General features: G+C 65.9%; 21 protein-coding genes, 1 tRNA gene and 2 pseudogenes. 13 read left to right on the top strand and 11 right to left on the bottom strand.

Annotation, left to right across the window (positions count from 1 at the left end; translation table 11 throughout):
- The first annotated feature begins 14 nt into the window (after positions 1 to 14).
- From BGI51_RS12900 to BGI51_RS12885, 4 genes are all read left to right on the top strand, one after another.
- The gene (locus BGI51_RS12900; RefSeq protein ID WP_187978580.1) at positions 15 to 1,367 is read left to right on the top strand and encodes an MATE family efflux transporter; all 1,353 of its coding nucleotides are present in this window, start codon (positions 15 to 17) and stop codon (positions 1,365 to 1,367) included.
- Positions 1,368 to 1,431: 64 nt separating this feature from the next.
- Entirely contained in the window at positions 1,432 to 1,569 is a 138-nt protein-coding gene (locus BGI51_RS12895) for a hypothetical protein (RefSeq protein WP_007159685.1), read from the top strand.
- 120 nt (positions 1,570 to 1,689) lie between these two features.
- Positions 1,690 to 2,235, top strand: coding sequence for a hypothetical protein (locus tag BGI51_RS12890; protein WP_187978579.1), 546 nt, complete (start codon positions 1,690 to 1,692; stop codon positions 2,233 to 2,235).
- 286 nt (positions 2,236 to 2,521) lie between these two features.
- A complete protein-coding gene (locus BGI51_RS12885; protein WP_133863140.1) occupies positions 2,522 to 3,562 on the top strand; it encodes an acyltransferase family protein in 1,041 nt (346 codons plus the stop codon).
- A 152-nt stretch (positions 3,563 to 3,714) separates the two neighbouring features.
- Here BGI51_RS12885 and BGI51_RS12880 read toward each other — a convergent pair whose 3' ends face one another.
- The 6 genes from BGI51_RS12880 to queA form a co-directional block, all read right to left on the bottom strand.
- Complete coding sequence (locus BGI51_RS12880; RefSeq protein WP_133863139.1) at positions 3,715 to 4,242, bottom strand: glycine zipper 2TM domain-containing protein; 528 nt, start codon at positions 4,240 to 4,242, stop codon at positions 3,715 to 3,717.
- A gap of 59 nt (positions 4,243 to 4,301) precedes the next feature.
- The gene (secF, locus tag BGI51_RS12875; RefSeq protein ID WP_187978578.1) at positions 4,302 to 5,207 is read right to left on the bottom strand and encodes a protein translocase subunit SecF; all 906 of its coding nucleotides are present in this window, start codon (positions 5,205 to 5,207) and stop codon (positions 4,302 to 4,304) included.
- A gap of 10 nt (positions 5,208 to 5,217) precedes the next feature.
- Complete coding sequence (gene secD, locus BGI51_RS12870; RefSeq protein ID WP_187978577.1) at positions 5,218 to 7,086, bottom strand: protein translocase subunit SecD; 1,869 nt, start codon at positions 7,084 to 7,086, stop codon at positions 5,218 to 5,220.
- A gap of 64 nt (positions 7,087 to 7,150) precedes the next feature.
- Positions 7,151 to 7,495 carry a preprotein translocase subunit YajC gene (yajC, locus tag BGI51_RS12865; protein WP_007162951.1) on the bottom strand — a complete coding sequence of 115 codons (345 nt, stop codon included), beginning with the start codon at positions 7,493 to 7,495 and terminating at the stop codon, positions 7,151 to 7,153.
- Positions 7,496 to 7,642: 147 nt separating this feature from the next.
- Positions 7,643 to 8,761, bottom strand: a complete 1,119-nt coding sequence (gene tgt, locus BGI51_RS12860; RefSeq protein ID WP_051226203.1) for a tRNA guanosine(34) transglycosylase Tgt — start codon at positions 8,759 to 8,761, stop codon at positions 7,643 to 7,645.
- 10 nt (positions 8,762 to 8,771) lie between these two features.
- Complete coding sequence (queA, locus tag BGI51_RS12855) at positions 8,772 to 9,815, bottom strand: tRNA preQ1(34) S-adenosylmethionine ribosyltransferase-isomerase QueA (protein ID WP_187978576.1); 1,044 nt, start codon at positions 9,813 to 9,815, stop codon at positions 8,772 to 8,774.
- 106 nt (positions 9,816 to 9,921) lie between these two features.
- On the opposite strand from queA, the gene BGI51_RS12850 reads away from it, so the two are divergent.
- Positions 9,922 to 10,006, top strand: a tRNA-Leu gene (locus tag BGI51_RS12850).
- A 108-nt stretch (positions 10,007 to 10,114) separates the two neighbouring features.
- Here BGI51_RS12850 and BGI51_RS12845 read toward each other — a convergent pair.
- On the bottom strand, positions 10,115 to 10,444 hold the full coding sequence (locus tag BGI51_RS12845) for a DHCW motif cupin fold protein (protein ID WP_187978575.1): 330 nt from the start codon (positions 10,442 to 10,444) through the stop codon (positions 10,115 to 10,117).
- A gap of 196 nt (positions 10,445 to 10,640) precedes the next feature.
- Between BGI51_RS12845 and BGI51_RS12840 the strand changes: the two genes are divergently transcribed.
- The 3 genes from BGI51_RS12840 (at position 10,641) to BGI51_RS12830 (ending at position 11,734) form a co-directional block, all read left to right on the top strand.
- Positions 10,641 to 10,811 carry a hypothetical protein gene (locus BGI51_RS12840; RefSeq protein WP_187978574.1) on the top strand — a complete coding sequence of 57 codons (171 nt, stop codon included), beginning with the start codon at positions 10,641 to 10,643 and terminating at the stop codon, positions 10,809 to 10,811.
- 35 nt (positions 10,812 to 10,846) lie between these two features.
- Positions 10,847 to 11,314, top strand: a complete 468-nt coding sequence (locus BGI51_RS12835) for a hypothetical protein (RefSeq protein WP_187978573.1) — start codon at positions 10,847 to 10,849, stop codon at positions 11,312 to 11,314.
- Between the two features lie 243 nt (positions 11,315 to 11,557).
- Positions 11,558 to 11,734: a hypothetical protein gene (locus BGI51_RS12830; RefSeq protein ID WP_187978572.1), complete on the top strand. Its 177-nt coding sequence runs from the start codon at positions 11,558 to 11,560 to the stop codon at positions 11,732 to 11,734.
- 22 nt (positions 11,735 to 11,756) lie between these two features.
- Here BGI51_RS12830 and lptG read toward each other — a convergent pair whose 3' ends face one another.
- Both lptG and lptF read right to left on the bottom strand, forming a co-directional pair.
- Positions 11,757 to 12,818 carry an LPS export ABC transporter permease LptG gene (gene lptG, locus BGI51_RS12825; RefSeq protein ID WP_187978571.1) on the bottom strand — a complete coding sequence of 354 codons (1,062 nt, stop codon included), beginning with the start codon at positions 12,816 to 12,818 and terminating at the stop codon, positions 11,757 to 11,759.
- Positions 12,815 to 13,927 carry an LPS export ABC transporter permease LptF gene (gene lptF, locus BGI51_RS12820; RefSeq protein ID WP_187978570.1) on the bottom strand — a complete coding sequence of 371 codons (1,113 nt, stop codon included), beginning with the start codon at positions 13,925 to 13,927 and terminating at the stop codon, positions 12,815 to 12,817. The genes lptG and lptF overlap by 4 nt, the downstream gene beginning before the upstream one ends.
- 171 nt (positions 13,928 to 14,098) lie before the next feature.
- On the opposite strand from lptF, the gene BGI51_RS12815 reads away from it, so the two are divergent.
- The 5 genes and pseudogenes from BGI51_RS12815 to BGI51_RS12795 all read left to right on the top strand — a co-directional run bounded on the left by BGI51_RS12815 (position 14,099) and on the right by BGI51_RS12795 (position 19,731).
- Positions 14,099 to 15,598, top strand: a complete 1,500-nt coding sequence (locus tag BGI51_RS12815; protein ID WP_187978569.1) for a leucyl aminopeptidase — start codon at positions 14,099 to 14,101, stop codon at positions 15,596 to 15,598.
- 70 nt (positions 15,599 to 15,668) lie between these two features.
- A pseudogene (locus BGI51_RS12810) lies at positions 15,669 to 16,096 on the top strand (DNA polymerase III subunit chi).
- Between the two features lie 4 nt (positions 16,097 to 16,100).
- On the top strand, positions 16,101 to 16,463 hold the full coding sequence (locus tag BGI51_RS12805) for a hypothetical protein (protein ID WP_187978568.1): 363 nt from the start codon (positions 16,101 to 16,103) through the stop codon (positions 16,461 to 16,463).
- An 87-nt stretch (positions 16,464 to 16,550) separates the two neighbouring features.
- Positions 16,551 to 19,382: a valine--tRNA ligase gene (locus tag BGI51_RS12800; RefSeq protein ID WP_187978567.1), complete on the top strand. Its 2,832-nt coding sequence runs from the start codon at positions 16,551 to 16,553 to the stop codon at positions 19,380 to 19,382.
- Between the two features lie 52 nt (positions 19,383 to 19,434).
- A complete protein-coding gene (locus tag BGI51_RS12795) occupies positions 19,435 to 19,731 on the top strand; it encodes a winged helix-turn-helix domain-containing protein (protein WP_187978566.1) in 297 nt (98 codons plus the stop codon).
- 3 nt (positions 19,732 to 19,734) lie between these two features.
- Here the strand turns inward: BGI51_RS12795 and BGI51_RS12790 are convergent.
- Together BGI51_RS12790 and purL are read right to left on the bottom strand one after the other, a co-directional pair.
- A pseudogene (locus tag BGI51_RS12790) lies at positions 19,735 to 20,048 on the bottom strand (NGG1p interacting factor NIF3).
- 167 nt (positions 20,049 to 20,215) lie between these two features.
- Complete coding sequence (gene purL, locus BGI51_RS12785) at positions 20,216 to 24,115, bottom strand: phosphoribosylformylglycinamidine synthase (protein ID WP_187978565.1); 3,900 nt, start codon at positions 24,113 to 24,115, stop codon at positions 20,216 to 20,218.
- Positions 24,116 to 24,411: the final 296 nt, after the last annotated feature.

Genomic DNA, 24,411 nt, shown 5'->3' with positions numbered 1-24,411 from the left:
GCTGCGATTAGCCCATGTCCACCCTGCTTGCCGACTGGCGTCATCCCCTGCTGCACCGTCGCGTCTGGGCCCTGGCCGCGCCGATGATCCTGTCCAATCTCAGCGTGCCGCTGGTGACCCTGGTCGACAGCGCCATCGCCGGCCATCTGCCCGAAGCCCGCCAGCTCGCCGCGGTGGCCATGGGCGGCGCCTTCTACACCGCCCTGCTCGGCATCCTCGGCTTCCTGCGCATGGGCACCACCGGTTTCGCCGCCCAGGCCAGCGGGCGGCGCGATGGCGCCGCCCTGCGCCAGATTCTCCTGCAGGCCGGCCTTCTCGGGCTGGGCCTGTCGCTGCTCCTGCTGCTGGCCGCCAGCCTGGCGCTGGAACCGCTGTTCGGCTGGCTCGGCCTGGATCCCGCCTTCGCCGACCTGGCCGCGCGCTTCCTGCACCTGCGCCTGCTCGGCCTGCCTGCCGCGCTGCTCAGCTACGCGGTGATCGGCTGGCTGCTCGGCACCCAGGATGCGCGCACGCCGCTGGTGCTGCTGCTCACCACCAATGCCCTGAATCTGCTGCTGGTGACCGGCTTCGTGCTCGGCCTCGGCGCCGGGGTACAGGGCATCGCGCTGGCTTCGGTCCTGGCGGAATGGAGCGGCATGCTGCTCGGCCTCTGGCTGGTGCTGCGCCGTCTGCGGCTGTGGCCCGGCCGGATCGACCGCCTGGCGCTGCGTCGCCTCGCCAGCTGGCGGCCGCTGCTGGCGGTCAATCGCGACATCTTCATTCGCTCCCTGGCGCTGCAGGCGGTATTCCTGCTGTTCGCCGCCCAGGGCGCCCAGCTGGGCGAGACCACGGTGGCGGTCAACGCCCTGCTGCTCAATGGCCTGCTGGTCACCGCCTTCGCCCTCGACGGCCTCGCCCATGCGGTGGAGGCCCTGGCCGGTCATGCCCTCGGCGCCCGCGAAGGCGCCACTCTGCGCCGGGTGCTGGTGATCGCCGGCGGCTGGTCGCTGCTGGCCAGCCTCGGCTTCGCCCTGGCTTTCGCCCTCGGCGGCGATCTGTTCGTCGCCCTGCAGAGCGACATCGCCGAGGTGCGCCAGGCGGCCCACGCCTACCTGCCCTATCTGGCCGTGCTGCCGCTGATCGCCATGGTCAGCTACCTGCTGGACGGCCTCTTCATCGGCGCCACCCGCGCCCGGGAGATGCGCAACTCGATGCTGCTGGCCCTGCTACTGGCGCTGCCGCTCGGCGGCCTGCTGCGCGGCCTCGGCAATCACGGCCTGTGGCTGGCCTTTCTCGCTTTCATGGCGCTGCGTGGCCTGATCTCCGCGCTGCTCGCCTGGCGCCTGGCCCGCCGCGAAGGCTGGCTCAGCGACGACGGCGGCGGCTGATCCTGCGGAACCGCCGGGGCGGCGCTCCCCTCAAAGTCGGACATCCCCTGCCGAGAGCGCTGCCATGAGCGAAGACACCCGCGATCAGGAACCCCTGGACACCCCCGCCGACGGCGACGACGTCCCCGAGCACCAGAAGCCGGAAAATCTGGAAAAGCTCAAGGATTACGGCAAGGATCAGATTCCGCCCGGCATCGCCTGACGCCAACCCTGAACCCCTCGACAAAAGCCGTCGACAGCGGTGGCAAAGCCCCGGCGGAGCTCTTAGCATCCGTCGGGTTGAGTGGGCCTGCGGGCCTTCGTGAAGGGAATCCAGATCACCATGACCGTCAGGTCCTACCTGTCGCCTCTCCTTGCGCCCCTGTTGGCGCTGCTGGTGCTCGTCCCCGCGCCGGCCAGGGCCGTGGACGGCTACGCCAGCATTGCCTTCGGCACCGACCAGAAGGCCTTTCTGGCGAAAAAGCTCTGCACCTTCCAGCCGCGCAAGATCGATGTGGTCGGCGTCGAGTATTTCGAATGCACTGACCTCGGCTTCGCCGGTGAAAAGGTCGAGGCCGGCGCCTTCTTCATCGATGGCCGCTTCCTGCGCCTGTCCATCGTCACGCCCCTGGCGCAGTCCTTTCTAATTGCCGAAGGCCTCACCCAGAAGTACGGCAAACCCTCCTCCCAGTCGTCGGCCGCCGCCTTCGAGCGTCTGAACCAGGACGACGACGCCCAGGCCTATCTGGCCTTCGATCACGACACCGTCGTCTACAAGTTCAGCGCCCAGGCGGCGCGCAAGAAGCAGGTCCTGCTGATCTATACCTCGCCGCGCTACGAGCCCCTGCTCAAGGAGAAGCAGCTGCAGTACGTCAAAGATTCCCTTTAAACATCCGGTTACAGCTCGTCGGACAATTGCCCCTCGGGCGGCCAAAGTGTCGTCCCGGTCACGCATCGCCGGAAACAGGCCATGAACAATGGCAGATAGCCACGGTCAGAACGCGGGCAAGGAGCCCCTTCCTGTAACCGGCTACTTACGGACGTCGTTCCTTCGGGAGTCCTACCATGACCGAACCTGTCGCCACGCGCGCCCTGGCGCCGCAGCGTCCCTGCTTTCGTTCGCCCCAGTGCTTTGGCCTCAGCTGCACAGGTTCTCTTTTGAAAAGGATCATTCAATGAACACTCGCAATCTCTGGGTCGACTATGCGAAAGCCATAGGCATCGTGCTGGTCGTCTATGGCCATGTCGTCCGCGGCCTGCTCAACGCCGGCATCCTGCAGGACGCCGAATTCCACGGCCTGGTGGACAGCGTCATCTACAGCTTCCACATGCCGCTGTTCTTCTTCCTGTCCGGCCTGTTCTTCTACAACTCCTTCGTCAAGCGCGGTACCGGCGGCCTGCTGGTGAACAAGATCGACACCATCGTCTATCCCTTCCTGGTGTGGTCGCTGCTGCAGGGTTCGGTGGAGGCGCTGATGTCGCGCTACACCAACGGCGGCGTGAGCTTCAGCGAAGTCCTGACGGTCTGGGAGCCACGCCAGCAGTTCTGGTTCCTCTATGCGCTGTTCCTGGTGTTCTGCCTGGCCATGCTCGCCTATCGCTGGGCCAAGCCGCTGGCCTTCTTCGCCGTGTTCGCCTTTGGCGCCTTGGTCTATCTGTTCCAGAACGCCGGCCCGGAAGACTTCTTCTTCACCTTCACCGCGCAGAACTTCGTGTTCTTCGCCTTCGGTGTCTGGTTCAACAACTTCAAGCAGGCCATCGAGGAGCAGGCCGGCCGCGTGATGCTGGGTTCGGGTCTGCTGTTCGTGGTGCTCGAATACTGGTTCCACGGCCTGCTGGGCCTGGTCTACACCGATCGCGGCCTGGCCACCCTGGTGCTGGCGCTGAACGGCATCGTCTTCGTCAGCGCCACCTGCATGGTGCTGGCGCAGCGGCCGCTGCAATGGGTACTCACCCTGGGCGCGCTGTCCATGCCGATCTACGTGATGCACGTACTGAGCGGCAGCGGCGCCCGCATCATCCTGAGCAAGGGCCTGCATATCAACGACGGCCTGCTGCATATCGTCGCCGGCTGCGCCTTCGGCATCCTGGTGCCGGTGGCCATCGCCAAGCTGCTGGAAGCGCGCGGCATCAACGGTCTGTTCGAGGCGCCGGCGTGGATCTCCGCCCGGCGGTGGCTTCGGCCCAAAGCAGAAACCCCCCGCCCCGCCGTCTGAGTGATGGCACCGGCCAGGGCGCCCGGCGCGCTCGGCCGGAGCGACAGCCCTCTCGAATCACCGCGCGAGCGCCAACAAAAAACCCGCTACCAGTTGCCTGGTAGCGGGTTTTTTGTACCTGAAGCCCTGGGGACTTCAGCCGCTGGCGCGGATCACTGGCTGGCCAGCACCTGGCCGTTCTTCACTTCCAGCTGCTTGCCCGGCTCGTGGTCCATGCGGACCTGGCCGATCTTGCCATCCAGCAGGTACTTAACGTCATAGCCGACCACCTGGTCCTTGCTATCATTGACCGTGCTGCAGCGGGTCTGGCTGGTGGTGTAGGTGTCGCGGTTCTGCATGTATTCCTGACCCTTGTTGCCGGCGTAACCACCGCCAACGGCACCGGCGATGGTCGCCAGGGTCTTGCCGCTGCCGTTGCCGACCTGGTTGCCCAGCAGACCGCCGACGACCGCGCCTACGGCGGTCCCGGCGATCTGGTGCTGGTCCTGAACCGGCCGACGGTGAGTTACCGCGACCTCCTTGCAGACCTCGCGCGGGGTCTTGACCGTTTCCTTGACCGGCTGGACGGCGACGACCTCGGCGTACTGAGGCCCGCGGTCGACGAAACTGTACGCCACGGCGCCACCTGCGGTGGCGACGATGGCTCCCAGAACCGTACCTACGAGCATCGACTTGTTCACTACAACCTCCTGACTACTCTGTCATAGCGGGCACCTGGCCCTTTGCCATGCCTGGGACATCAGGGACGCTCGTCGAGTTCCTTGGCTTGCGGCGGGATCAGGTCTTCGCTCTTCAGGTCCAGCCAGATCAGCACCACGTTGGCGATATAGATCGACGAGTAGGTACCGGCCAGCACGCCGATGAACAGCGCCAGCGAGAAGCCGAACAGGTTGTCGCCGCCAAAGAACAGCAGCGCCGCCACGGCCAGCAGGGTCGAGATCGAGGTCGCCAGGGTACGCAGCAGGGTCTGGGTGGTCGAGACGTTGATGTTCTCGATCAGACTGGCCTTGCGCAGCACCCGGAAGTTTTCCCGCACCCGGTCGAACACCACGATGGTGTCATTGAGCGAGTAGCCGATGATGGCCAGGACCGCTGCCAGCACCGTCAGGTCGAAGGTGATCTGGAAGAACGACAACAGACCCAGGGTCACCACCACGTCGTGCACCAGCGAAATGATGGCGCCCACGGCGAACTTCCACTGGAAGCGGAAGGCCACGTAGAGCAGCACCCCGCCCAGGGCCAGCAGCATGCCCAGGCCGCCCTGGTCACGTAGCTCCGCGCCCACCTGCGGACCGACGAACTCGGTGCGGGTCAGGGAAAAGCGCTCGGTGCTCGCCTTCTGCAGCGCGCCGGTCACCTGCTGACCCAGCTGCGGGTTGTCACCCGGCATCCGTACCAGCACATCGGTGGTGGCGCCGAAACTCTGCACCACGGCTTCTCCGAAGCCGGCGCCCTGCAATTCCTGACGGATCTTGCCAAGGTCGGCGGGCTGCTCGTAGCGCAGCTCGATCAGGGTACCGCCGGTGAAATCCAGGCCGAAGTTCAGTCCCTTATAGAACCAGCTGAACAACGCCAGAACGGTCAGGAGGGCGGTGATGGCGAACGCGATATTGCGTACGCCCATGAAATTGATGGTCTTTTTCATCGCCGCGTCCTCAAATCCACAGCTTCTTGACGTTCCGGCCGCCATAAATCAGGTTGACCATGGCACGGGTCACGAAGATGGCGGTGAACAGGGAGGTGAAGATACCCAGCGACATGGTCACGGCGAAGCCCTTGACCGGCCCGGTGCCCATGGCGAACAGGATGGCGCCCACCAGCAGGGTCGTCAGGTTGGAGTCCAGAATCGCCGTGAAGGCGCGACTGAAGCCCTCATGGATGGCGCGCTGGATCGGCATGCCGTTGGCGATCTCTTCGCGGATCCGCGAGAAGATCAGCACGTTGGCGTCCACCGCCTGGCCCATGGTCAGGACGATACCGGCGATACCCGGCAGGGTCAGGGTGGCATGCAGGATGGACATCAAGGCCATCAGCAAGACCATGTTGAAGCCCAGGGCGATGGTCGCCAGCAGCCCGAAGAAGCGGTAGATGGCAATCAGGAACAGCGAGACGAAGACCATGCCCCACAGCGAGGCGTCGATGCCCTTCTCGATGTTGTCGGCGCCCAGGCTCGGGCCGAGGGTGCGTTCTTCGGCGAAGTACATGGGTGCGGCCAGGCCACCGGCACGCAGCAGCAGCGCCAGTTCCGAGGCTTCGCCCGAACCGTTCAGGCCAGTGATGCGGAAGCTGTTGCCCAGGGCCGACTGGATGGTCGCCAGGCTGATGATGCGCCGCTCTTCCTCGAAGCCGGGCACCGCCACTTCCTTCTGCACGCCATCCACGGTCTGGGTGGTGTAGCGGGTGACCGGACGCTGCTCGATGAACACCACCGCCATGCTGCGGCCGACGTTGCTGCGGGTAGCGCGGTTGATCAGATCGCCGCCATGGCCATCCAGACGGATGTTGACCTGGGGCCGGCCGTTTTCGTCGAAGCTGGCCGAGGCGTCGGTGACCTGGTCACCGGTGATGATGACGTTACGCTCCAGCGGCACCGCCGGGCGACCGGGCTCGCGGAATTCGAAGCTCTCGGTGGAGGCCCGCGGGGTGTCCGCGGTGGCGGCCAGGCGGAATTCCAGGTTGGCGGTCTTGCCGAGGATGCGCTTGGCTTCGGCGGTGTCCTGCACGCCCGGCAGCTCGACCACGATGCGGTCGGCGCCCTGACGCTGCACCAGCGGCTCGGCCACGCCCAGTTCGTTGACCCGGTTGCGCACCGTGGTCAGGTTCTGGGTGACGGCATAGTTGCGGATCTCGCGCAACTTGGCCTCGGTCAGCTGCAGACGCAGCACCTGCAGGTCGCCCCGGGTATCGGTGGTCAGCTCGAAATCAGCGTAGTTCTTGCGGATCAGGCTCTGCGCCTGCTGCAGGTCGGCGGCGTCGGTAAAGCCCAGCTGCAGGGCACCGTTCTGGTCGGGCATGCTGCGATAGCGCACCTTCTCGCGACGCAGCAGGGTCTTGACCTCGTTGTCATAGACCTTCAGGCGCGCATCCACGGCCTTGTCCATGTCAACCGCCAGCAGGAAGTGCACACCGCCGGACAGGTCCAGGCCGAGCTTCATGGGGCTGGCGCCCAGCTTGCGCAGCCACTGCGGCGTGGTAGGAGCCAGGTTCAGGGCGACCACGAAGTCGTCGCCGAGGGTACGACGGACCACTTCCTGGGCCGGCAGCTGATCATCGGCGCGCGTCAGGCGGATCAGCACCCGGCTGCCATTGGCGTTGAGATCACTGGACTTCACGGCGAGCTTCGCCTGCGCCAGGGCCGCGTCTACACGCTGGACCTCGGCGGGGGTCACCGCGCGTTCGGTGCTGGAAGCGCTGATCTGCAGGGCCGGATCGTCGGGGTACAGATTAGGAACCGAATAGATGGCGCCCACGACCAGTACGGCCAGGATCAGCAGGTACTTCCAGAGGGGATATTTGTTGAGCATGACACCGCCCGAGATAAAGGCGGGGCGCCTTGCGCGCCCCGGTGTTAGCTAGATTGAGGAAGGCTCAGAGCGCCTTCAGGGTGCCTTTCGGCAGGGTCGCGGCGATGGCGCCCTTCTGGAATTTCAGTTCGACGTTGTCGGACACTTCCAGCACCACGAACTCGTCGGTGACCTTGTTGATGCGGCCGGCGATACCACCGGTGGTCACCACTTCGTCACCCTTCTGCAGGCCGCCGATCAGGTTCTTGTGATCCTTGGTGCGCTTGGCCTGGGGACGCCAGATCAGGAAATAGAAGATCACCACGAAGCCGATCAGGAAGATGAACTGAATGTATTCACCTCCCGGTGCAGCGTTGGCGGCCGGCGCGGCAGCTTCCTGGGCCTGGGCCGTGGAAATCAGAAAACTCATTGCACTACTCCTTGCAGAGTTGGATGACGGAAAAAGAAGAGATGCCGGGGGTCGCTCGCAGCCGTTCCGACCGCCTCGGGACCCCGGTCACGCACCCGGCGAAGGACGCGCGAGCGCCGTTTCGCCTGGACGATCGGACAGAGGCTTTCAGCGGTCGAGCGGCGGCGTAGGCAGGCCGCGCCGTGCATAGAAGGCGTCCACAAAGTCGGCCAATTTACCCTCTTGGATAGCCTGGCGCAAACCGGCCATCACGCGCTGGTAATACCGCAGGTTGTGGATCGTATTCAGCATACTCCCCAGCATTTCCCCGCATTTATCCAGATGGTGCAGATAGGCCCGGGAGAAATGTTTGCAGGTGTAACAGTCGCAGGTGGGATCCAGCGGCGTCTCGTCGTGACGGTGCACGGCGTTGCGCAGCTTGAGCACGCCGGTATCGATGAACAGATGGCCGTTGCGGGCGTTGCGGGTGGGCATCACGCAGTCGAACATGTCGACGCCGCGGCGTACGCCTTCCACCAGGTCTTCCGGCTTGCCCACGCCCATCAGGTAGCGCGGCTTGTCCGCCGGCAGGTGCGGTGGCAGGAAGTCCAGCACCCGGATCATCTCTTCCTTGGGCTCGCCCACCGACAGGCCGCCGATGGCATAGCCGTCGAAGCCGATGCCTTCCAGCCCCTCCAGGGATCTCAGGCGCAGTTCTTCGTGCATGCCGCCCTGGACGATGCCGAACAGCGCCGAGGGATTGTCGCCATGGGCTTCGCGGGAGCGCTTGGCCCAGCGCAGCGACAGTTCCATGGAACGACGCGCGGTGTCGAAGTCCGCCGGATAGGGCGTGCACTCGTCGAAGATCATCACGATGTCCGAGCCCAGGGCGCGTTGCACCGCCATGGATTCCTCGGGGCCCATGAAGACCTTGGCGCCGTCCACCGGCGAGGCGAAGTAGACGCCCTCCTCCTTGATCTTGCGCAGCGCGCCCAGGCTGAACACCTGGAAGCCGCCGGAATCGGTGAGGATCGGCCCCTGCCACTGCATGAAGTCGTGCAGGTCGCCATGGCGCTGGATCACCTCGGTCCCAGGCCGTAGCCAGAGATGGAAGGTGTTGCCGAGGATGATCTGGGCACCGATATCGGCGACGCTGTCGGGCAGCATGCCCTTGACCGTGCCGTAGGTACCGACCGGCATGAAGGCCGGGGTCTCGACCACGCCGCGGGGAAAGGTCAGGCGACCGCGACGGGCCTTGCCCTCGGTGGCCAGCAATTCGAAATTCATGAAACTCATATCAGCTCTCCGGGCCCTGGGCCCCGGGATTGCGGGTGATGAACATGGCGTCGCCATAACTGAAGAAGCGATAGCCCTCGGCCACGGCCGTGGCATAGGCGGCCATGGTCTCGCGGTAACCGGCGAAGGCCGACACCAGCATCAGCAGGGTCGACTCGGGCAGGTGGAAGTTGGTCACCAGCGCATCGACCACGTGGAAGGGCCGGCCGGGATAGAGAAAGATGTCCGTCTCGCCAGCGAAGGCCTTGAGCTCGCCGTCACGGGCAGAGCTTTCCAGCGAACGCACGCTGGTGGTGCCGACCGCGACCACCCGGCCGCCACGGGCGCGACAGGCGGCCACGGCATCCACCACGGCCTGGTCGACCTGCAGCCACTCGCGGTGCATGTGGTGGTCTTCGATCTTTTCCACCCGCACCGGCTGGAAGGTACCGGCACCGACGTGCAGGGTGACGAAGGCGGTCGCCACGCCCTTGGCGCGGATGGCCTCCAACAGCGGCTCGTCGAAGTGCAACCCGGCGGTGGGCGCGGCCACGGCGCCGGCATTGCGCGCATAGACGGTCTGGTAGCGCTCGCGATCCTCGGCTTCGTCGGGCCGGTCGATATAGGGCGGCAGCGGCATGTGACCGACCCGCTCCAGCAGCGGCAGCACCGGCTCGGCGAACTTCAATTCGAACAGCGCCTCGTGGCGCGCCACCATCTCGGCCTCGGCGCCGCCGTCGATGAGGAGGCGGCTGCCCGGCTTGGGCGACTTGCTGGAACGCACATGGGCCAACACCCGCTCTTCGTCCAGCACCCGCTCCACCAGGATCTCCAGCTTGCCGCCACTGGCCTTCTGGCCGAACAGCCGCGCGGGTATCACCCGGGTGTCGTTGAACACCATCAGGTCGCCGGGTCGCAGATAACCCAGCAGATCGGCGAAGTGGCGATGACTCAGCTCACCGCTGGGGCCGTCGAGCACCAGCAATCGACTGCCGCGGCGCTCGGCCAGCGGATGACGGGCGATGAGGGATTCGGGGAGGTCGAAATGGAAGTCGGCGACGTGCATGGCAGGTAGATCTCGAAAGGCCGCACAGCTTACCGGAAGCGACCTTTTTCACCAAAGCACTTTGGATTGACCGGGCCTGCCCGCGTCCCTATACTCCGCCGCCATTGCCCCGGTGGCGGAACCGGTAGACGCGGCGGATTCAAAATCCGTTTCCGAAAGGAGTGGGAGTTCGAGTCTCCCCCGGGGCACCAAGTTGTACCTTCCAGGCCGCCTCTGAAAGGCATGGAAACTGAAGAAACCGCCCCTTGAGGCGGTTTTTTTGTGCCTGGTGCGCCCTGGTCGCGGCGTCGATACGAGCCTCAATCCAAGACGAATAACCTAGCCCCAATCGCGGTCGAGGATCTGTGAGCCTCTGCATTGTCGGCCACCTGGTAACTCATGCCGGCGGTCAAGGTGAAGACGCGACCATCGGCCAGCTCGGTATCCAGCCGACCCTCCAGGCAAAGCAGGATGTGTCCCTTGCTGCACCAGTGATCGGCAAGGTAACCCTCACTGTACTCGACCATGCGGACTCGTATTGCCCCAAACTGGCAGGTACGCCAAAGCGCCAAGCCGGTCGTTCCCACATGGACTACAGGTTCGATTTTCGACCAGTCAGTGGTCCCGAATGGAATGTCGCTCAGTTGCATGACGGCCATTACCCGGGGCAGGAAGGGTATGTTACCCGGGCGGCAAGACGGCCAAGCGATACAGATTGGACGAATTCCGAAGGTACGCAGCATTGCATTAAGTGCGGTTCCTGTACCTTCCAATGCGCCGACTCCCACTGATCGGGCACGCTCTTGATCACCCCACTCCCGCTTTCATCGTAGGGAAGGATGCCTTTTGAAATGGATATTGCTTGGCCTTGCGCTACTGCTGTCCGGCTGCAGTCACTACAGCGATGCCGGCCCGCTTTGCGAGCCGAGTCCGCTGAGCGGCGAGGACTGCCAGAAGCGGCAGCCTGTCGGCAACTATCTGATGGACAAGTATCGGGAATGGCAGCGTTACCACTAGGCTGGCGCCTGCCAAAGGCTTACCGAGACCGGAAGATGCGTCTGAGCCCTCCCCTGCTGCTCGTCCTACTGCTGATCCTGGGTGGCTGCGCCGTGCAGCAACCGGCCCAGCCAGCCGGTGCAGCTATCGACCTGGATCGCTCGCCCAGCTGGACGCTGCAGGCCCGGTTGCACAGTGCGCTCTATGGTTGCGAATTGCTGGTGCTGCATGGCAACAACGCTCGCCTGGCGGGCGAGCAAGGGCGGCTGGCGGACTTTCGTCAGCGGCTGAGCAGTTGCCAGACCCGGGCCGCTGCCGAAGAGAAGTCTGCTACGGACCAGTTACCCGCCGGCCAGGATCGACTGCTGCGCAATGCGCAGAAGGCCTATCTGGCCGCCTGGCAGAGCTATCTGGCCGGGCTCACCATCGATCATCCGGCCGACTTGCAGCAGAAGCAGTCTTATCTTAAGGCGCGTTCAGCGCTGCTCGACGTGGCGACAGAAGTGCCCGGACATCCGCGCTGAGCCCCGCAAATGACCGGATAGCCAGCTGACCACCGGCAGCTGAAACGCAGGGGCAAAGCATGCAATAGTAAGACATCGATACGGACGCGAGATCTTGTGCATGGAAACGCTCTCCCCCCTCTCCCAGGTGGCGGTCAAGGACCTGGAAACGGCCCAGCCCCCGCCCGCTTCTCTCCGGCCTTCATCGAGCGGCTGCTCTCGCGTTGCGAGACGCGCATTGACGAGATGGAAGCCTGCCCCGACATGAGCGCGGATCTGCGCCTGATCCACATGCAGAACGTCGATCTGCTGGTGCGTACCGTGGTGGGCGAATGCCGCCACCGGGATCAGATCCGCCGGGTGCAGCGGATCCTGAACTTCTGCGAAGCGCACGCCGGCTGGTTGCAGCCGCAGCCGGCAGCGAGCAAGGGCGCCGCCTAGCGAGCGGCGCCGCCGGGCGGCGCTAGCCGGCCCGTCGCAGCAACAGCACCCCAGCCACGGCGCAGAGCAGCGCCGGCGCCAGCACGGCCAGCAGCGGCGAAAAGCCGAATACCAGGCTGGACGGTCCCAGCAGGTCCTGGAAGATCCGCAGGGCGAAGCCGATGATCACGCCGGTGAAGATCCGCTGACCCAGGGTCACCGAGCGCAGCGGGCCGAAGATGAAGGAGATCGCCATCAGCACCAGGGCGGCGGTCACCAGCGGCTGGAAGATCTTCGACCAGAACGCCAGCCAGTAGCTCTTGTTGCTCAGACCCTGGTCGGCCAGGTAGTGGATGTACCACCACAGCCCGGAGATCGACAGCGCATCCGGCTCCATGATCACGGTGTCGAGCACCTGCGGGGTCAGCTCGACGTTCCAGATCACCTTGGGCTCCTGGCGGACGCTGGTCTGGCGATTGCCGAAGTCGGTGATGCTGACGTTTTCCAGCTCCCAGTGATCGCCACGATAGATACCGCGCTGGGCGAAGCTGGATTGCAGCAGGTGGCGATTGTCGTCGAATTCGTAGCGCGTCACGCCCAGCAGCAGGCCGTTGGGTTGCACGGCGTTGACGTGGGTGTACTCGTGGCCCTGGCGATGCCAGAGGCCGTGCCGCGAGCTCTGCGCCTTGCCAGCGCTTTGCGCCAGGGCGCGACCGCTCTGCGCCAGGTTCTCCGACCAGGGCGCCACGTACTCGCCGACCAGGATGCCGGCGATGAGCAGCACGAACATCGGCTTCATCACCGCCCAGACGATGCGTCCCAGGGAAACGCCGGCGGCGCGCATCACGATCAGCTCGCTGCTGCTGGCCAGGGTGCCCAGGCCGATCAGGCAGCCGATGAGCGCAGCCATGGGCAGCATCTCGTAGGCCCGCCGCGGCGTGGTGAGCAGGACGAACTTGAGGGCCTCGGCGACGCCGTAGTTGTCGTCGAAGTCGCCCAGCTGGTCGATGAAGGCGAACAGCAGGGCCAGACCGACGATCACGCCCAGCACCGAGAGGATGCTGACGAAGACGGTGCGCCCTATGTACCAGTCGAGCTTGTTCATGCCGCTACCTCCGGCTTGCGACCGCGCAGACGCGCCGTGAGCGGTTCCCAGAAGGCCAGCAGCAGGCCCAGCACCAGGAACAGCAGGTGCACGCCCCACAGACCGATGGCCGGCGGCAGGCGGCCCTTGTCCAGGGCACCGCGGGCGGCGATCAGCAGCGACAGGTAGGCCATGTACAGCAGGATCGCCGGCAGCAGCTTGAGGAAGCGGCCCTGGCGCGGATTGACCTTGGCCAGGGGCACGGCGATGAGGGTCACGATGAACACCAGGATCGGCAGCGACAGCCGCCATTGCAGTTCGCCGCGATACTGCAGCTCGTTGCTGCGCATGAGTTCGCCGGTGGTGACGGCGTCACGCTCGCTAATGTCCTCGCTGACCGCGGGCTTGGGCAGGAGCACGCCATAGGTGTCGTACTGCACCGCGCGGTAGTCGGCCTGGCCGGGGACGCCGTCGTAGCGGAAGCCGTTCTGCAGGATCAGGTAGCGACTGCCGTCCGGGTGAATTTCCTGCCGGCCGGTGTCGGCCACCAGCACGCCTACGCCACGGTCCTTGCCACCCACGGTGGAGGTATTGCGCTCGGAAATGAAGACGCCGCCCAGCTGACTGCGATCCGCCGAGAGGCGCTCGGTGTAGGTGACCCGCGAGTTGTCCCGCAGCGACTGGAAGCGGCCGGGTTCGAGGGTGTCGAACTCGGTCATGGCGTCCTGCTGGTTGAGGATGGTGGTGACCTTCTGCACGCCCAGGGGCGCCAGCGACAGACTCAGCCAGGCGACCACCAGGGCCACCAGCGCGGCGGGCGCCATGCTGTAGGCCAGCAGGCGGCGCGGACTCAGGCCGGTGGCGGTGAGCACGGTCATCTCGCTATCCAGGTACAGTCGGCCATAGGCCAGCAGGAAGCCGAGAAAGAGCCCCAGCGGCAGGATCAGCTGCAGGAAGCCCGGAATGCGGTAGGCCATGATGAGCAGCAGCACACCCGGATCCAGCAGGCCCTGGGCCGCCTGGGCCAGGTACTTGATGAAGCGGCCGCTCATGATGATCACCAGCAGCACGGCACTGACCGCACCGAGGGTGGTGAGAACTTCTCGAGACAGATAGCGGAAGACGATCAAACAGGATTCTCCAGGGTTGTCAGGCTCTGGCGCGAACGCTCACACTAGCTCGGCTGCATGGCTTGCGTTGCAAGGCCCACCCGTTGAAGGCCGATCGCCGGGAAAGGCCCTGGCGAAAGCCCCGCATTATATCCTGCGAACTCATGTGTTTGTCTTGGGGAGCTTCTCCTAATGGAATTCGTCGTCAAAAACGCTCGTCCGGAAACCCTGAAAACCGCCACGCTGGTCGTGGCCGTCGGTGAAGGCGGTGCGCTCGACGCAGCGGCCAGCGCCGTGGACGCTGCCACTTCCGGCGCCCTGAGCGCGGCCGTCAAGCGCGGCGACATCGCCGGCAAGGCCGGCCAGACCCTGCTGCTTACCAATCTTTCCGGTATCAAGGCCGAGCGCGTGCTGCTGGTGGGTAGCGGCGCTACCGAAGGCCTTTCCGACCGTCAGTACCGCAAGCTGGCCAGTGGCGCCCTGGGCGTGCTCAAGAGCCTGGGCGGCAGCGACGCCGCCATCGCCCTGGGCGATGTGCCGGTCAAGAATCGCGACGGCTACGCCCGCCTGCGCCTGCTGGCCGAGACCCTGGCCGATGGCGATTACGTCTTCGACCGCTTCAAGAGCAAGAAGGCCGAGCCGCGGCCGCTGAAGAAGCTGACCCTGGTCACCACCAAGGCCTCCCAGCCGGAGGCCGAGCGTGCCCTGGCCCATGCCCTGGCGATCACCCACGGCACCGCCTACGCCAAGGACTTCGGCAACCTGCCGCCAAACGTCTGCAATCCGGTCTATGTCGCCGATCAGGCCAAGGTCCTGGGCAAGCAGTTCAAGGACGCCGGCCTCTCCGTCGAGGTGCTCGACGAGAAGAAGATGCGCGAATTGGGCATGGGTTCCTTCCTCGCCGTGGCCCAGGGCAGCGCCCAGCCGCCGCGCCTGGTGGTGCTGCAATACAAGGGCGGGTCCAAGAATGCCCAGCCCTACACCCTGGTCGGCAAGGGCATCACCTTCGACACCGGCGGCATCAGCATCAAGCCCAGCGCCGGCATGGACGAGATGAAGTACGACATGTGCGGCGCCGCCAGCGTCCTGGGCACCTTCCGCGCCCTCATGGAGCTCAAGCCGGCGATCAACGTGGTGGGCCTCCTGGCCCTGGCCGAGAACATGCCCAGCGGCACCGCTACCCGTCCGGGTGACATCGTCACCAGCATGAGCGGCCAGACCATCGAGATCCTAAACACCGACGCCGAAGGCCGCCTGGTGCTGTGCGATACCCTCACCTACGCCGAGCGCTTCCAGCCCAAGGCGGTGATCGACATCGCCACCCTCACCGGCGCCTGCATCACCGCGCTGGGTTCGCTGGTCTCGGGCCTGATGGGCAACGACGACGCCCTGATCGACCAGGTCAAGCAGGCCGGCGATCGCGCCGACGACCGCGTCTGGCAACTGCCGCTGCACGACGAATACCAGGAGCAGCTGGACAGTCCCTTCGCCGACATGGCCAACATCGGCGGCCCCAAGGCCGGCACCATCACCGCGGGCTGCTTCCTGGCGCGCTACGCCAAGGCCTATCCCTGGGTGCACCTGGACGTGGCCGGTACCGCCTGGATCAGCGGCGGCAAGGACAAGGCCGCCACCGGTCGTCCGGTCCCGCTGCTGGTGCAGTACCTGCTCGACCGCACCGCCGAGGCCTAAGCCTCTGCCCAAGGCCGCGACGCCCTACGTCGCGGCCTTGCCGTTTCCCTCCCCTTCTTCGTGATCCGCCATGACCCGTGTCGACTTCTATGTTCTGCCTTCCACCGATCCCGCGGCGCGGCTGGCCTTCGCCTGTCGGCTGGTGGACAAGGCCTGGAAGCAGGGCATGCCGGTCTATGTGCACTTCGCCGACGCCGAGCAGCGCCAGCGCCTGGATGACCAGCTGTGGGCCTTCCGCCCGGACAGCTTCATTCCCCATGATCTTGCGGAAACATCCAGCGACAGCCCGGTGGTGCTCGGCCTGACCACGCCCGCCGAGCAGAGGGGTGAGCTGCTGATCAACCTCAGTCTGGCGCCGCCGCCCTGCCATGCGGGTTTCGCTCGGATCGCCGAAGTGGTCGTCGAAGCCCCGAAGTCCGCCAGGCGATGCGCGAAGGTTTTCGCTTCTACCGCAAGCTTGGCTATGCTCTACAGGACCATCAGCTGTCACGTGTCTGATTTCATGACCAGCACCAAGCCTCCCGCGCACGTCCTGCAAGACCTCGAAGCCATCCGCCAGGTGCTCGACAAGAGCCGTAACACGGTCCATCCGAGCAGCGCCGATGGCATTCCCATCCTCTCCGATGTCATCGCGCCCAGCGCTGAGCGGCTCAAGGCCATTCCGCCGCTGCTCGACCAGATCGTGCCGGACGTGATCGAAGAGGTGACGCCCAGCGCGCCCCATGAAGACCTGGCCCAGGTGCGCCTGCGCCAGGAAGCACCGGCCATTCTTCAGGAACTGCTCGACGAGCAGTTGCCACGCCTGGAGGCCGAATTGCAGCGCCGTCTCCAGCAGCGGCTGGAAGAACTGCTGCAGCGTCCCTGAGCGCGGGGCGCCAAGGCGCCCTGCCGTCGGCGGGCCGGAGTCGCTATACTCGGAGGCTTTCCTCTTCCAGCGACAAAAGCCCCCTCCATGGACAAGACCTACCAGCCGCACGCCATCGAAACCTCCTGGTACCAGACCTGGGAACGCCAGGGCCATTTCGCGCCCCAGGGGTCGGGCGAGCCCTACACCATCATGATCCCGCCGCCGAACGTGACCGGCAGCCTGCACATGGGCCATGGCTTCAACAACGCCATCATGGACGCCCTGATCCGCTTCCGCCGCATGCAGGGTCGCAACACCCTCTGGCAGCCGGGCACGGACCACGCCGGCATCGCCACCCAGATGCTGGTGGAACGCCGCATCGGCGCCGAGGGCCTGTCGCGCCATGACCTGGGCCGGGAGAAATTCCTGGAGAAGGTCTGGGAATGGAAGAACGAATCCGGGGGCAATATCAGCCGGCAGATCCGCCGCCTGGGCTCCTCGGTGGACTGGTCGCGCGAGCGCTTCACCATGGACGAGGGCCTCTCCGAGGCGGTCAAGGAAGCCTTCGTGCGCCTGCACGAGGACGGCCTGATCTATCGCGGCAAGCGCCTTGTCAACTGGGACACCAAGCTGCACACCGCCATTTCCGACCTGGAAGTGGAAAGCCATGACGAGAAGGGTCACCTCTGGCACCTGCGCTATCCGCTGGCCGATGGCGCCCGCACCGCCGAGGGCATGGACCATCTGGTGGTCGCCACCACCCGCCCCGAGACCCTGCTGGGCGACGCCGCCGTGGCCGTGCACCCGGAAGACCCGCGCTACAAGGATCTGATCGGCCAGTACGTCGAGCTGCCCCTGGTGGGCCGGCGCATCCCCATTGTCGGCGACGACTACTGCGACCCCGAATTCGGCACCGGCTGCGTCAAGATCACCCCGGCCCACGACTTCAACGACTATGAAGTCGGCAAGCGACACAACCTGCCGCTGATCAACATCTTCGATGCCGACGCGGCCGTCCTCCCCGGCGCCCAGGTGTTCAACCTGGACGGCAGCGTCAACGGCATGTTCGACGCCACCCTCCCCGCCGCCTACGCCGGGCTGGACCGCTTCGAGGCGCGCAAGCGCATCGTCGCCGACCTGGAGGCCGCCGGCCGCCTGGAAAAGATCGACGACCACGCCCTCAAGGTGCCCAAGGGCGACCGTTCCGGCACCGTGATCGAGCCCTGGCTGACCGACCAGTGGTACGTTTCCACCAAGCCCCTGGCCGAGAAGGCCATCGCCGTCGTCGAGAGCGGCGAGGTGCAATTCGTGCCCAAGCAGTACGAGAACATGTACTTCAGCTGGATGCGCGACATCCAGGACTGGTGCATCAGCCGCCAGCTCTGGTGGGGCCACCGCATTCCCGCCTGGTACGACCAGGCCGGCAACGTCTACGTCGGTCGCGACGAGGCCGAGGTACGCGCCAAGCACAACCTGGGTGACATCGCCCTGCGTCAGGACGACGACGTGCTGGACACCTGGTTCAGCTCAGGCCTGTGGACCTTCTCCACCCTGGGCTGGCCCGAGCAGACCGAGGCGCTGAAGACCTTCCACCCCACCGACGTGCTGGTGACCGGCTTCGACATCATCTTCTTCTGGGTCGCCCGGATGATCATGCTGTCCACCCACCTGACCGGGCAGATCCCGTTCAAGACCGTCTACGTCCATGGCCTGGTGCGCGATGGCCAGGGCCAGAAGATGTCCAAGTCCAAAGGCAACGTGCTCGACCCGCTGGACATCGTCGACGGCATCGACCTGGACACCCTGCTGGAGAAGCGCACCAGCGGCCTGATGCAGCCCAAGCTGGCCGAGAAGATCGCCAAGCAGACCCGCGCCGAATTCCCGGACGGCATCGCCAGCTACGGCACCGATGCCCTGAGATTCACCTTCTGCTCCCTGGCCACCACCGGCCGCGACGTCAAGTTCGACATGGGTCGCGTCGAGGGCTACCGCAACTTCTGCAACAAGCTGTGGAACGCGGCGAACTTCGTCATGGAGAACGTCGAGGGCCAGGATACCGGCGTCAACGACGAACCGGTCGAGCTGTCCTCGGTGGATCGCTGGATCATCTCCCAGCTGCAACGCACCGAGGCCGAGGTGACCCGTCAGCTCGACGCCTTCCGTTTCGACCTGGCCACCCAGGCGCTCTACGAATTCGTCTGGGACGAGTACTGCGCCTGGTACCTGGAACTGGTCAAGCCGGTGCTGTGGGACGAGAACGCCTCCATCGAGCGTCAGCGCGGCACCCGTCGCACCCTGGCGCGGGTACTGGAAGTGGTGCTGCGCCTGGCGCATCCCTTCATGCCCTTCATCACTGAGGAAATCTGGCAGCGCCTCAAGGCGCCGGCCGGTGTCCAGGGCGAGACCCTGATGCTGCAACCCTGGCCGGTGGCCAACGAGGCGCGCATCGATGCCGCCGCCGAAGGCGACATCGAGTGGGTCAAGGCGCTGATGCTGGGCGTACGGCAGATCCGTGGCGAGATGAAGATCTCCATGGCCAAGCGCATCGACATCATCGTCGCCAATGCCAGTGCCGAGGACCAGCGCCGCCTGGCCGACTTCGAGCCGCTGCTGAACAAGCTGGCCAAGCTGGAATCGGTCCGCGTCCTGGCCGCCGGCGAGGAAGCGCCGATGTCCGCCACCACCCTGGTGGGCGAGATGGAAGTGCTGGTGCCCATGGCCGGCCTGATCGACAAGGACGCGGAACTTACGCGCCTGGACAAGGAGATCGGCCGCCTGGAGGGCGAGGTCAAGCGCGTCGGCGGCAAGCTGGCCAATGAAGGCTTCGTCGCCAAGGCCCCGGCCGAGGTGCTGGAGAAGGAGCGCGCCAAACTGGCCGAAGCCGAACAGGCCCTGGCCAAGCTGGTGGAACAGCGGCAGCGCATCGCCACCCTCTGATGCCCCTGAAGCCCACCCTCGCGGTGGGCTTTTTCTTGACCGGAAGATTTTCATGGACGTGAGCAAGACCAAGACCAGCTTCTATCGCCGGCTCTATGTGGCCTGGCTGGTGTCCAGCGGCACCGCCACCAGCGTGCCGGCGTTGATGGCCGCTACCGGGATGCCAAGGCGCACGGCCCAGGACACCCTGCTGGCGCTGGCCGATCTGGATATCGACTGTCAGTTCGTGCAGGGCGAAGGCGCGCGCAATAACGCCGGTGGCTACGAGATCCGCGACTGGGGCGCGGTGGATCCGCGCTGGGTCGAGCGTGAATTGCCGCGGATCAGGACGGTTCTGGGTTATCCCTGACGGCTAGAAATCCAGCACCTGCACCACGTCATAGGCCGGCGTCTCATAGGGATGCGCCGCCTTGAGCGCCGCCACGGCCTGGCGGGCGATCTGTTCGTCGGCCAGCACCAGCTCCACACGCCATTCCTCCACCCGTTCGAGACTGCCCTGCTCGCCCAGGTGCGGCTGGCTGCCTGGCAGTGGACGGAACTGGCCGAGGCCCTGGACCTGCCAGCAGCAGCTGTCGTACAGGCCGATGCGGCCAGCGCCCACGGCGAAGATCGCCTGCTTGACGGCTTCCAGGTGGGAGTCGGGACATAGAAGCAGAGTTTGAGCATGGTGGCGCTCTCCGGCTGGGTGGCCCTCACCCCAGCCCTCTCCCTGAGGGAGAGGGGGTAAGAGCGCAGCGGCGGATGCCGGGTGGCTCGCCGTCGGTTTGGAAGAGAGCCTATGAGCCAGGCTCACCCGACCGCAGGTCGAGCAAGCCTGGCCAGACGCCGAACCCTCAGTCCACCCAGATCCGCGCATTGCGGAACAGGCGCATCCAGCCGCCGTCCTCGCCCTGCCAGTCGGCGGGAATCCAGGAGTTCTGCACGGCCCGGAAGCAGCGCTCGGGGTGCGGCATCATCAGCAGGACGCGACCGTCCTGGCTGGACAGCCCAGTGATGCCCAGCGGCGAGCCGTTGGGGTTGGCCGGATAGGTCTCGGTGACCTTGCTGTGGCCATCGACATAGCGCAGCGCCACGGTGCCGGAGACGTCAGCGGCGACCAGCGCCTGCTGGTCCGGATACTCGGCGAAGCCTTCGCCGTGGGCGATGGCGATGGGCAGCCGCGACCCGGCCATGCCGGCGAGGAACAGCGAGGGCGAATCCTGCACCTGGACCATGGCCACCCGCGCCTCGAACTGCTCGGAGCGGTTGCGCACGAAGCGCGGCCAGAATTCGCTGCCAGGCACCAGCTCGCGCAAGTTGGCGACCATCTGGCAGCCATTGCACACGCCCAGGGTGAAGGTGTCGGTGCGCTCGAAGAACTGCTGGAAGCCGTCACGGGCACGGGCATTGAACAGGATGGACTTGGCCCAGCCACCGCCGGCGCCGAGGACGTCGCCATAGGAGAAGCCGCCACAGGCGACCACGCCCTTGAAGTCCGCCAGGTCGATGCGACCGGAAAGGATGTCGCTCATGTGCACGTCGATGGCGGCGAAACCGGCGCGATCGAAGGCCGCGCCCATCTCCACCTGACCGTTGACGCCCTGCTCGCGCAGGATGGCGACCTGCGGCCGCACGCCCTTCTTGATGTAGGGGGCGCAGATGTCTTCGTTGGGGTCGTAGGCCAGCTTGGCCGACAGACCCGGATGATCCTCTTCCAGCAGGGCATCGAATTCCTGCTGGGCGCACTCGGCGTTGTCGCGCAGGCGCTGGATCTGGAAGCTGGTCTCGCTCCAGACGCGCTGCAGCATGCGCCGCTCGGCCCGGTAGAGGTGCTCGTCGTGGTAGTGGATGTTGATCTCGTAGCCGTTGACCGGGTTGCCGATCACCGCCACGCAGTCTTCCAGACCGGCCGCGCTGAACTGGGCCAGCACCTCGTGGGTGAAGTCCTGGGGCACCTGGATGACGGCACCCAGTTCTTCGGCGAACAGCGCGCGGGTCAGCTCGTCACGGTCAGCGGCCAAGGCGTCCAGGCGCAGGGCCAGGCCGCAGTGACCGGCGAAGGCCATTTCCACCACCGTGGTGATGAGGCCACCGTCGGAACGGTCGTGGTAGGCCAGCAGCAGGCCGTCCTGATTGAGACCCTGGATCACCGCGAAGAAGGCCTTGAGGTCTTCGGCCTGGTCGACGTCGGGGGCCTGCTGGCCGAGCTTGCCGTGGGTCTGGGCGAGGATGGAGCCGCCCAGGCGATTCTGGCCGCGACCCAGATCGATGAGGATCAGGTCGGTCTGGCCCTTGTCCAGGCGCAGCTGGGGGGTCAGGGTGCGACGGATGTCCTGCACCGGGGCGAAGCCGGTGATCACCAGCGACAGCGGCGCGGTGACGCTCTTGTCTTCGCCACCGTCCTGCCAGCGGGTCTTCATGGACATGGAGTCCTTGCCGACCGGGATGGTGATGCCCAGCTGCGGGCACAGCTCCATGCCCACCGCCCTGACGGTTTCATAGAGACGCGCGTCTTCGCCGGGGTGGCCAGCAGCGGCCATCCAGTTGGCGGACAGCTTGATGTCGCCGAGCTTCTCGATGCGCGCGGCGGCCAGGTTGGTGATGGTCTCGCCGATGGCCATGCGGCCGGAAGCAGGCGCGTCGAGCAGCGCCAGCGGGGTGCGCTCGCCCATGGCCATGGCTTCGCCGGTGTGGACGTCGAAGCTGGTGGCGGTCACGGCGCAGTCGGCCACCGGCACCTGCCAGGGGCCGACCATCTGGTCGCGGGCGACCAGGCCGGTGATGGTGCGGTCGCCGATGGTGATCAGGAAGCTCTTGCTGGCCACGGCCGGGTGGCGCAGGACGCGCTCCACCGACTCGGTCAGGTCCAGGCCGGCGCCGTCGAAGGCGTCGCCCAGTTCGGCTTCCCGGGTGGCGCTGCGGTGCATGCGCGGCGGCTTGCCGAGCAGGACGTCCAGCGGCATGTCCACGGCGTTGTTGCCGAAGTGGCTGTCGGCCACGGTCAGTTGGCGCTCCTCGGTGGCTTCGCCGACCACGGCGAAGGGGCAACGCTCGCGTTCGCAGATGGCCTTGAAGGTCTCGAAGTTCTCGGCGTCCACGGAGAGCACGTAGCGCTCCTGGGACTCGTTGCACCAGATCTCCAGCGGACTCATGCCCGGCTCGTCATTGGGCACGTTGCGCAATTCGAAACGACCACCGCGACCGGCATCGTTGACCAGCTCGGGGAAGGCATTGGACAGGCCGCCCGCACCCACGTCATGGATGAAGGTGATGGGGTTGTTTTCACCCAGCTGCCAGCAGCGGTCGATGACCTCCTGGCAGCGGCGCTCCATTTCCGGGTTCTCGCGCTGCACCGAGGCGAAATCCAGGTCGGCGGAGCTGGCGCCGGTGGACATGGACGAGGCCGCGCCGCCGCCCAGGCCGATCAGCATGGCCGGACCGCCCAGCACGATGAGCTTGCCGCCCACCGAGATGTCGCCCTTCTGCACGTGGTCGGCGCGGATGTTGCCCAGGCCGCCGGCGAGCATGATCGGCTTGTGATAGCCGCGCACCTCGGGACCGCGGGGGGTCTCGACCTGCTGCTCGAAGGTGCGGAAGTAGCCGGCCAGGGCCGGGCGACCGAATTCGTTGTTGAAGGCGGCGCCACCCAGCGGGCCTTCGATCATGATGTCCAGCGGGGTGACGATGCGCTCGGGCTTGCCGTAGGGCTGTTCCCAGGGCTGCGCGAAACCGGGGATGTTCAGGTTGGAGACGGTGAAGCCGGTCAGGCCCGCCTTGGGCTTGGAGCCGCGACCGGTGGCACCTTCGTCGCGGATCTCGCCGCCGGAACCGGTGGAGGCGCCGGGGAAGGGGGCGATGGCGGTCGGGTGGTTGTGGGTCTCCACCTTCATCAGGATGTGCACGGGCTGGCTGTGCGCGCCGTACTCGCGGGACTCGGCGTCGGGGTAGAAGCGCCCGGCGGTGAAGCCTTCCATGACCGCGGCGTTGTCCTTGTAGGCGGACAGCACGCCGGCGCGGTTCAGCTCAAAGGTGTTCTTGATCATGCCGAACAGCGACTTCTCCTGGCTCTCGCCGTCGAGGTCCCAGCTGGCATTGAAGATCTTGTGCCGGCAGTGCTCGGAGTTGGCCTGGGCGAACATCATGAGTTCGATGTCATGGGGATTGCGCCCCAGGGCGGTGAAGCTCTTGACCAGGTAGTCGATCTCGTCATCGGCCAGGGCCAGGCCCAGCTCGAGATTGGCCTGCTCCAGGGCAGCGTGACCACCGCCGAGCACGTCCACCGCGGTGAGCGGCCTGGGCGTGGCATGGCTGAAGATGTCGGCGGCGGCGTCCAGGGTCGGCAGCACGCGCTGGGTCATGCGGTCATGCAGGGCGGCGGCCAGCTGCGCGTGGGCAGCGGCGTCCAGTTCGCCGGCGACATAGTAGGCCACGCCGCGCTCCAGGCGCTCGATCTGCGCCAGGCCACAGTTGTGGGCGATGTCGGTGGCCTTGCTCGACCAGGGCGAGATGGTGCCCAGGCGGGGCACGATGAGGAACAGCGCGCCGCTGGGTTCCTGCTGGGGGACGCTGGGGCCGTATTGCAGCAGTCGGCCGAGGATGCCCTCTTCCTCCGCGCTCAGGGTGCCGGCGACTTCGGCGAAATGAACGAACTCGGCATAGAGCCCGGAGACACCGGGAACCAGGCGAGTCAGCTGGTCGAGAAGTTTGCCGTGACGGAACGAAGAAAGAGCGGGAGCGCCGCGCAGGATCAGCATCGGGGACAGCCTCGGGGCCAAGTCACTTTGGGGCCGTGCATTCTAGCCTAAAGGCGCGCCGGGGACACCTTCCGGCGACGAGGGTTCATGCAGCCTTACCACCACTCTTGTATGTATAAAATGGGCGCTGTGCCACTTCTCGCGTATACTGCCCGCCGTTACGGCCTGCCGCGCCCCATGGACGCGGCTCCCCATTGGGCTCAGGATAGAGCCTTTGGCCGGACCGGTGGCGCGGAGCGTCCCGACCATAACGAGTGCCCGGAGGGGCCGACCGATGAGGCGCGTCAGCAAGGCGC

Source organism: Pseudomonas oryzihabitans (genome assembly GCF_014522265.1).
Lineage (GTDB): Bacteria > Pseudomonadota > Gammaproteobacteria > Pseudomonadales > Pseudomonadaceae > Chryseomonas > Chryseomonas aestiva.
This window is presented reverse-complemented; position numbering and strand designations above follow the sequence as displayed.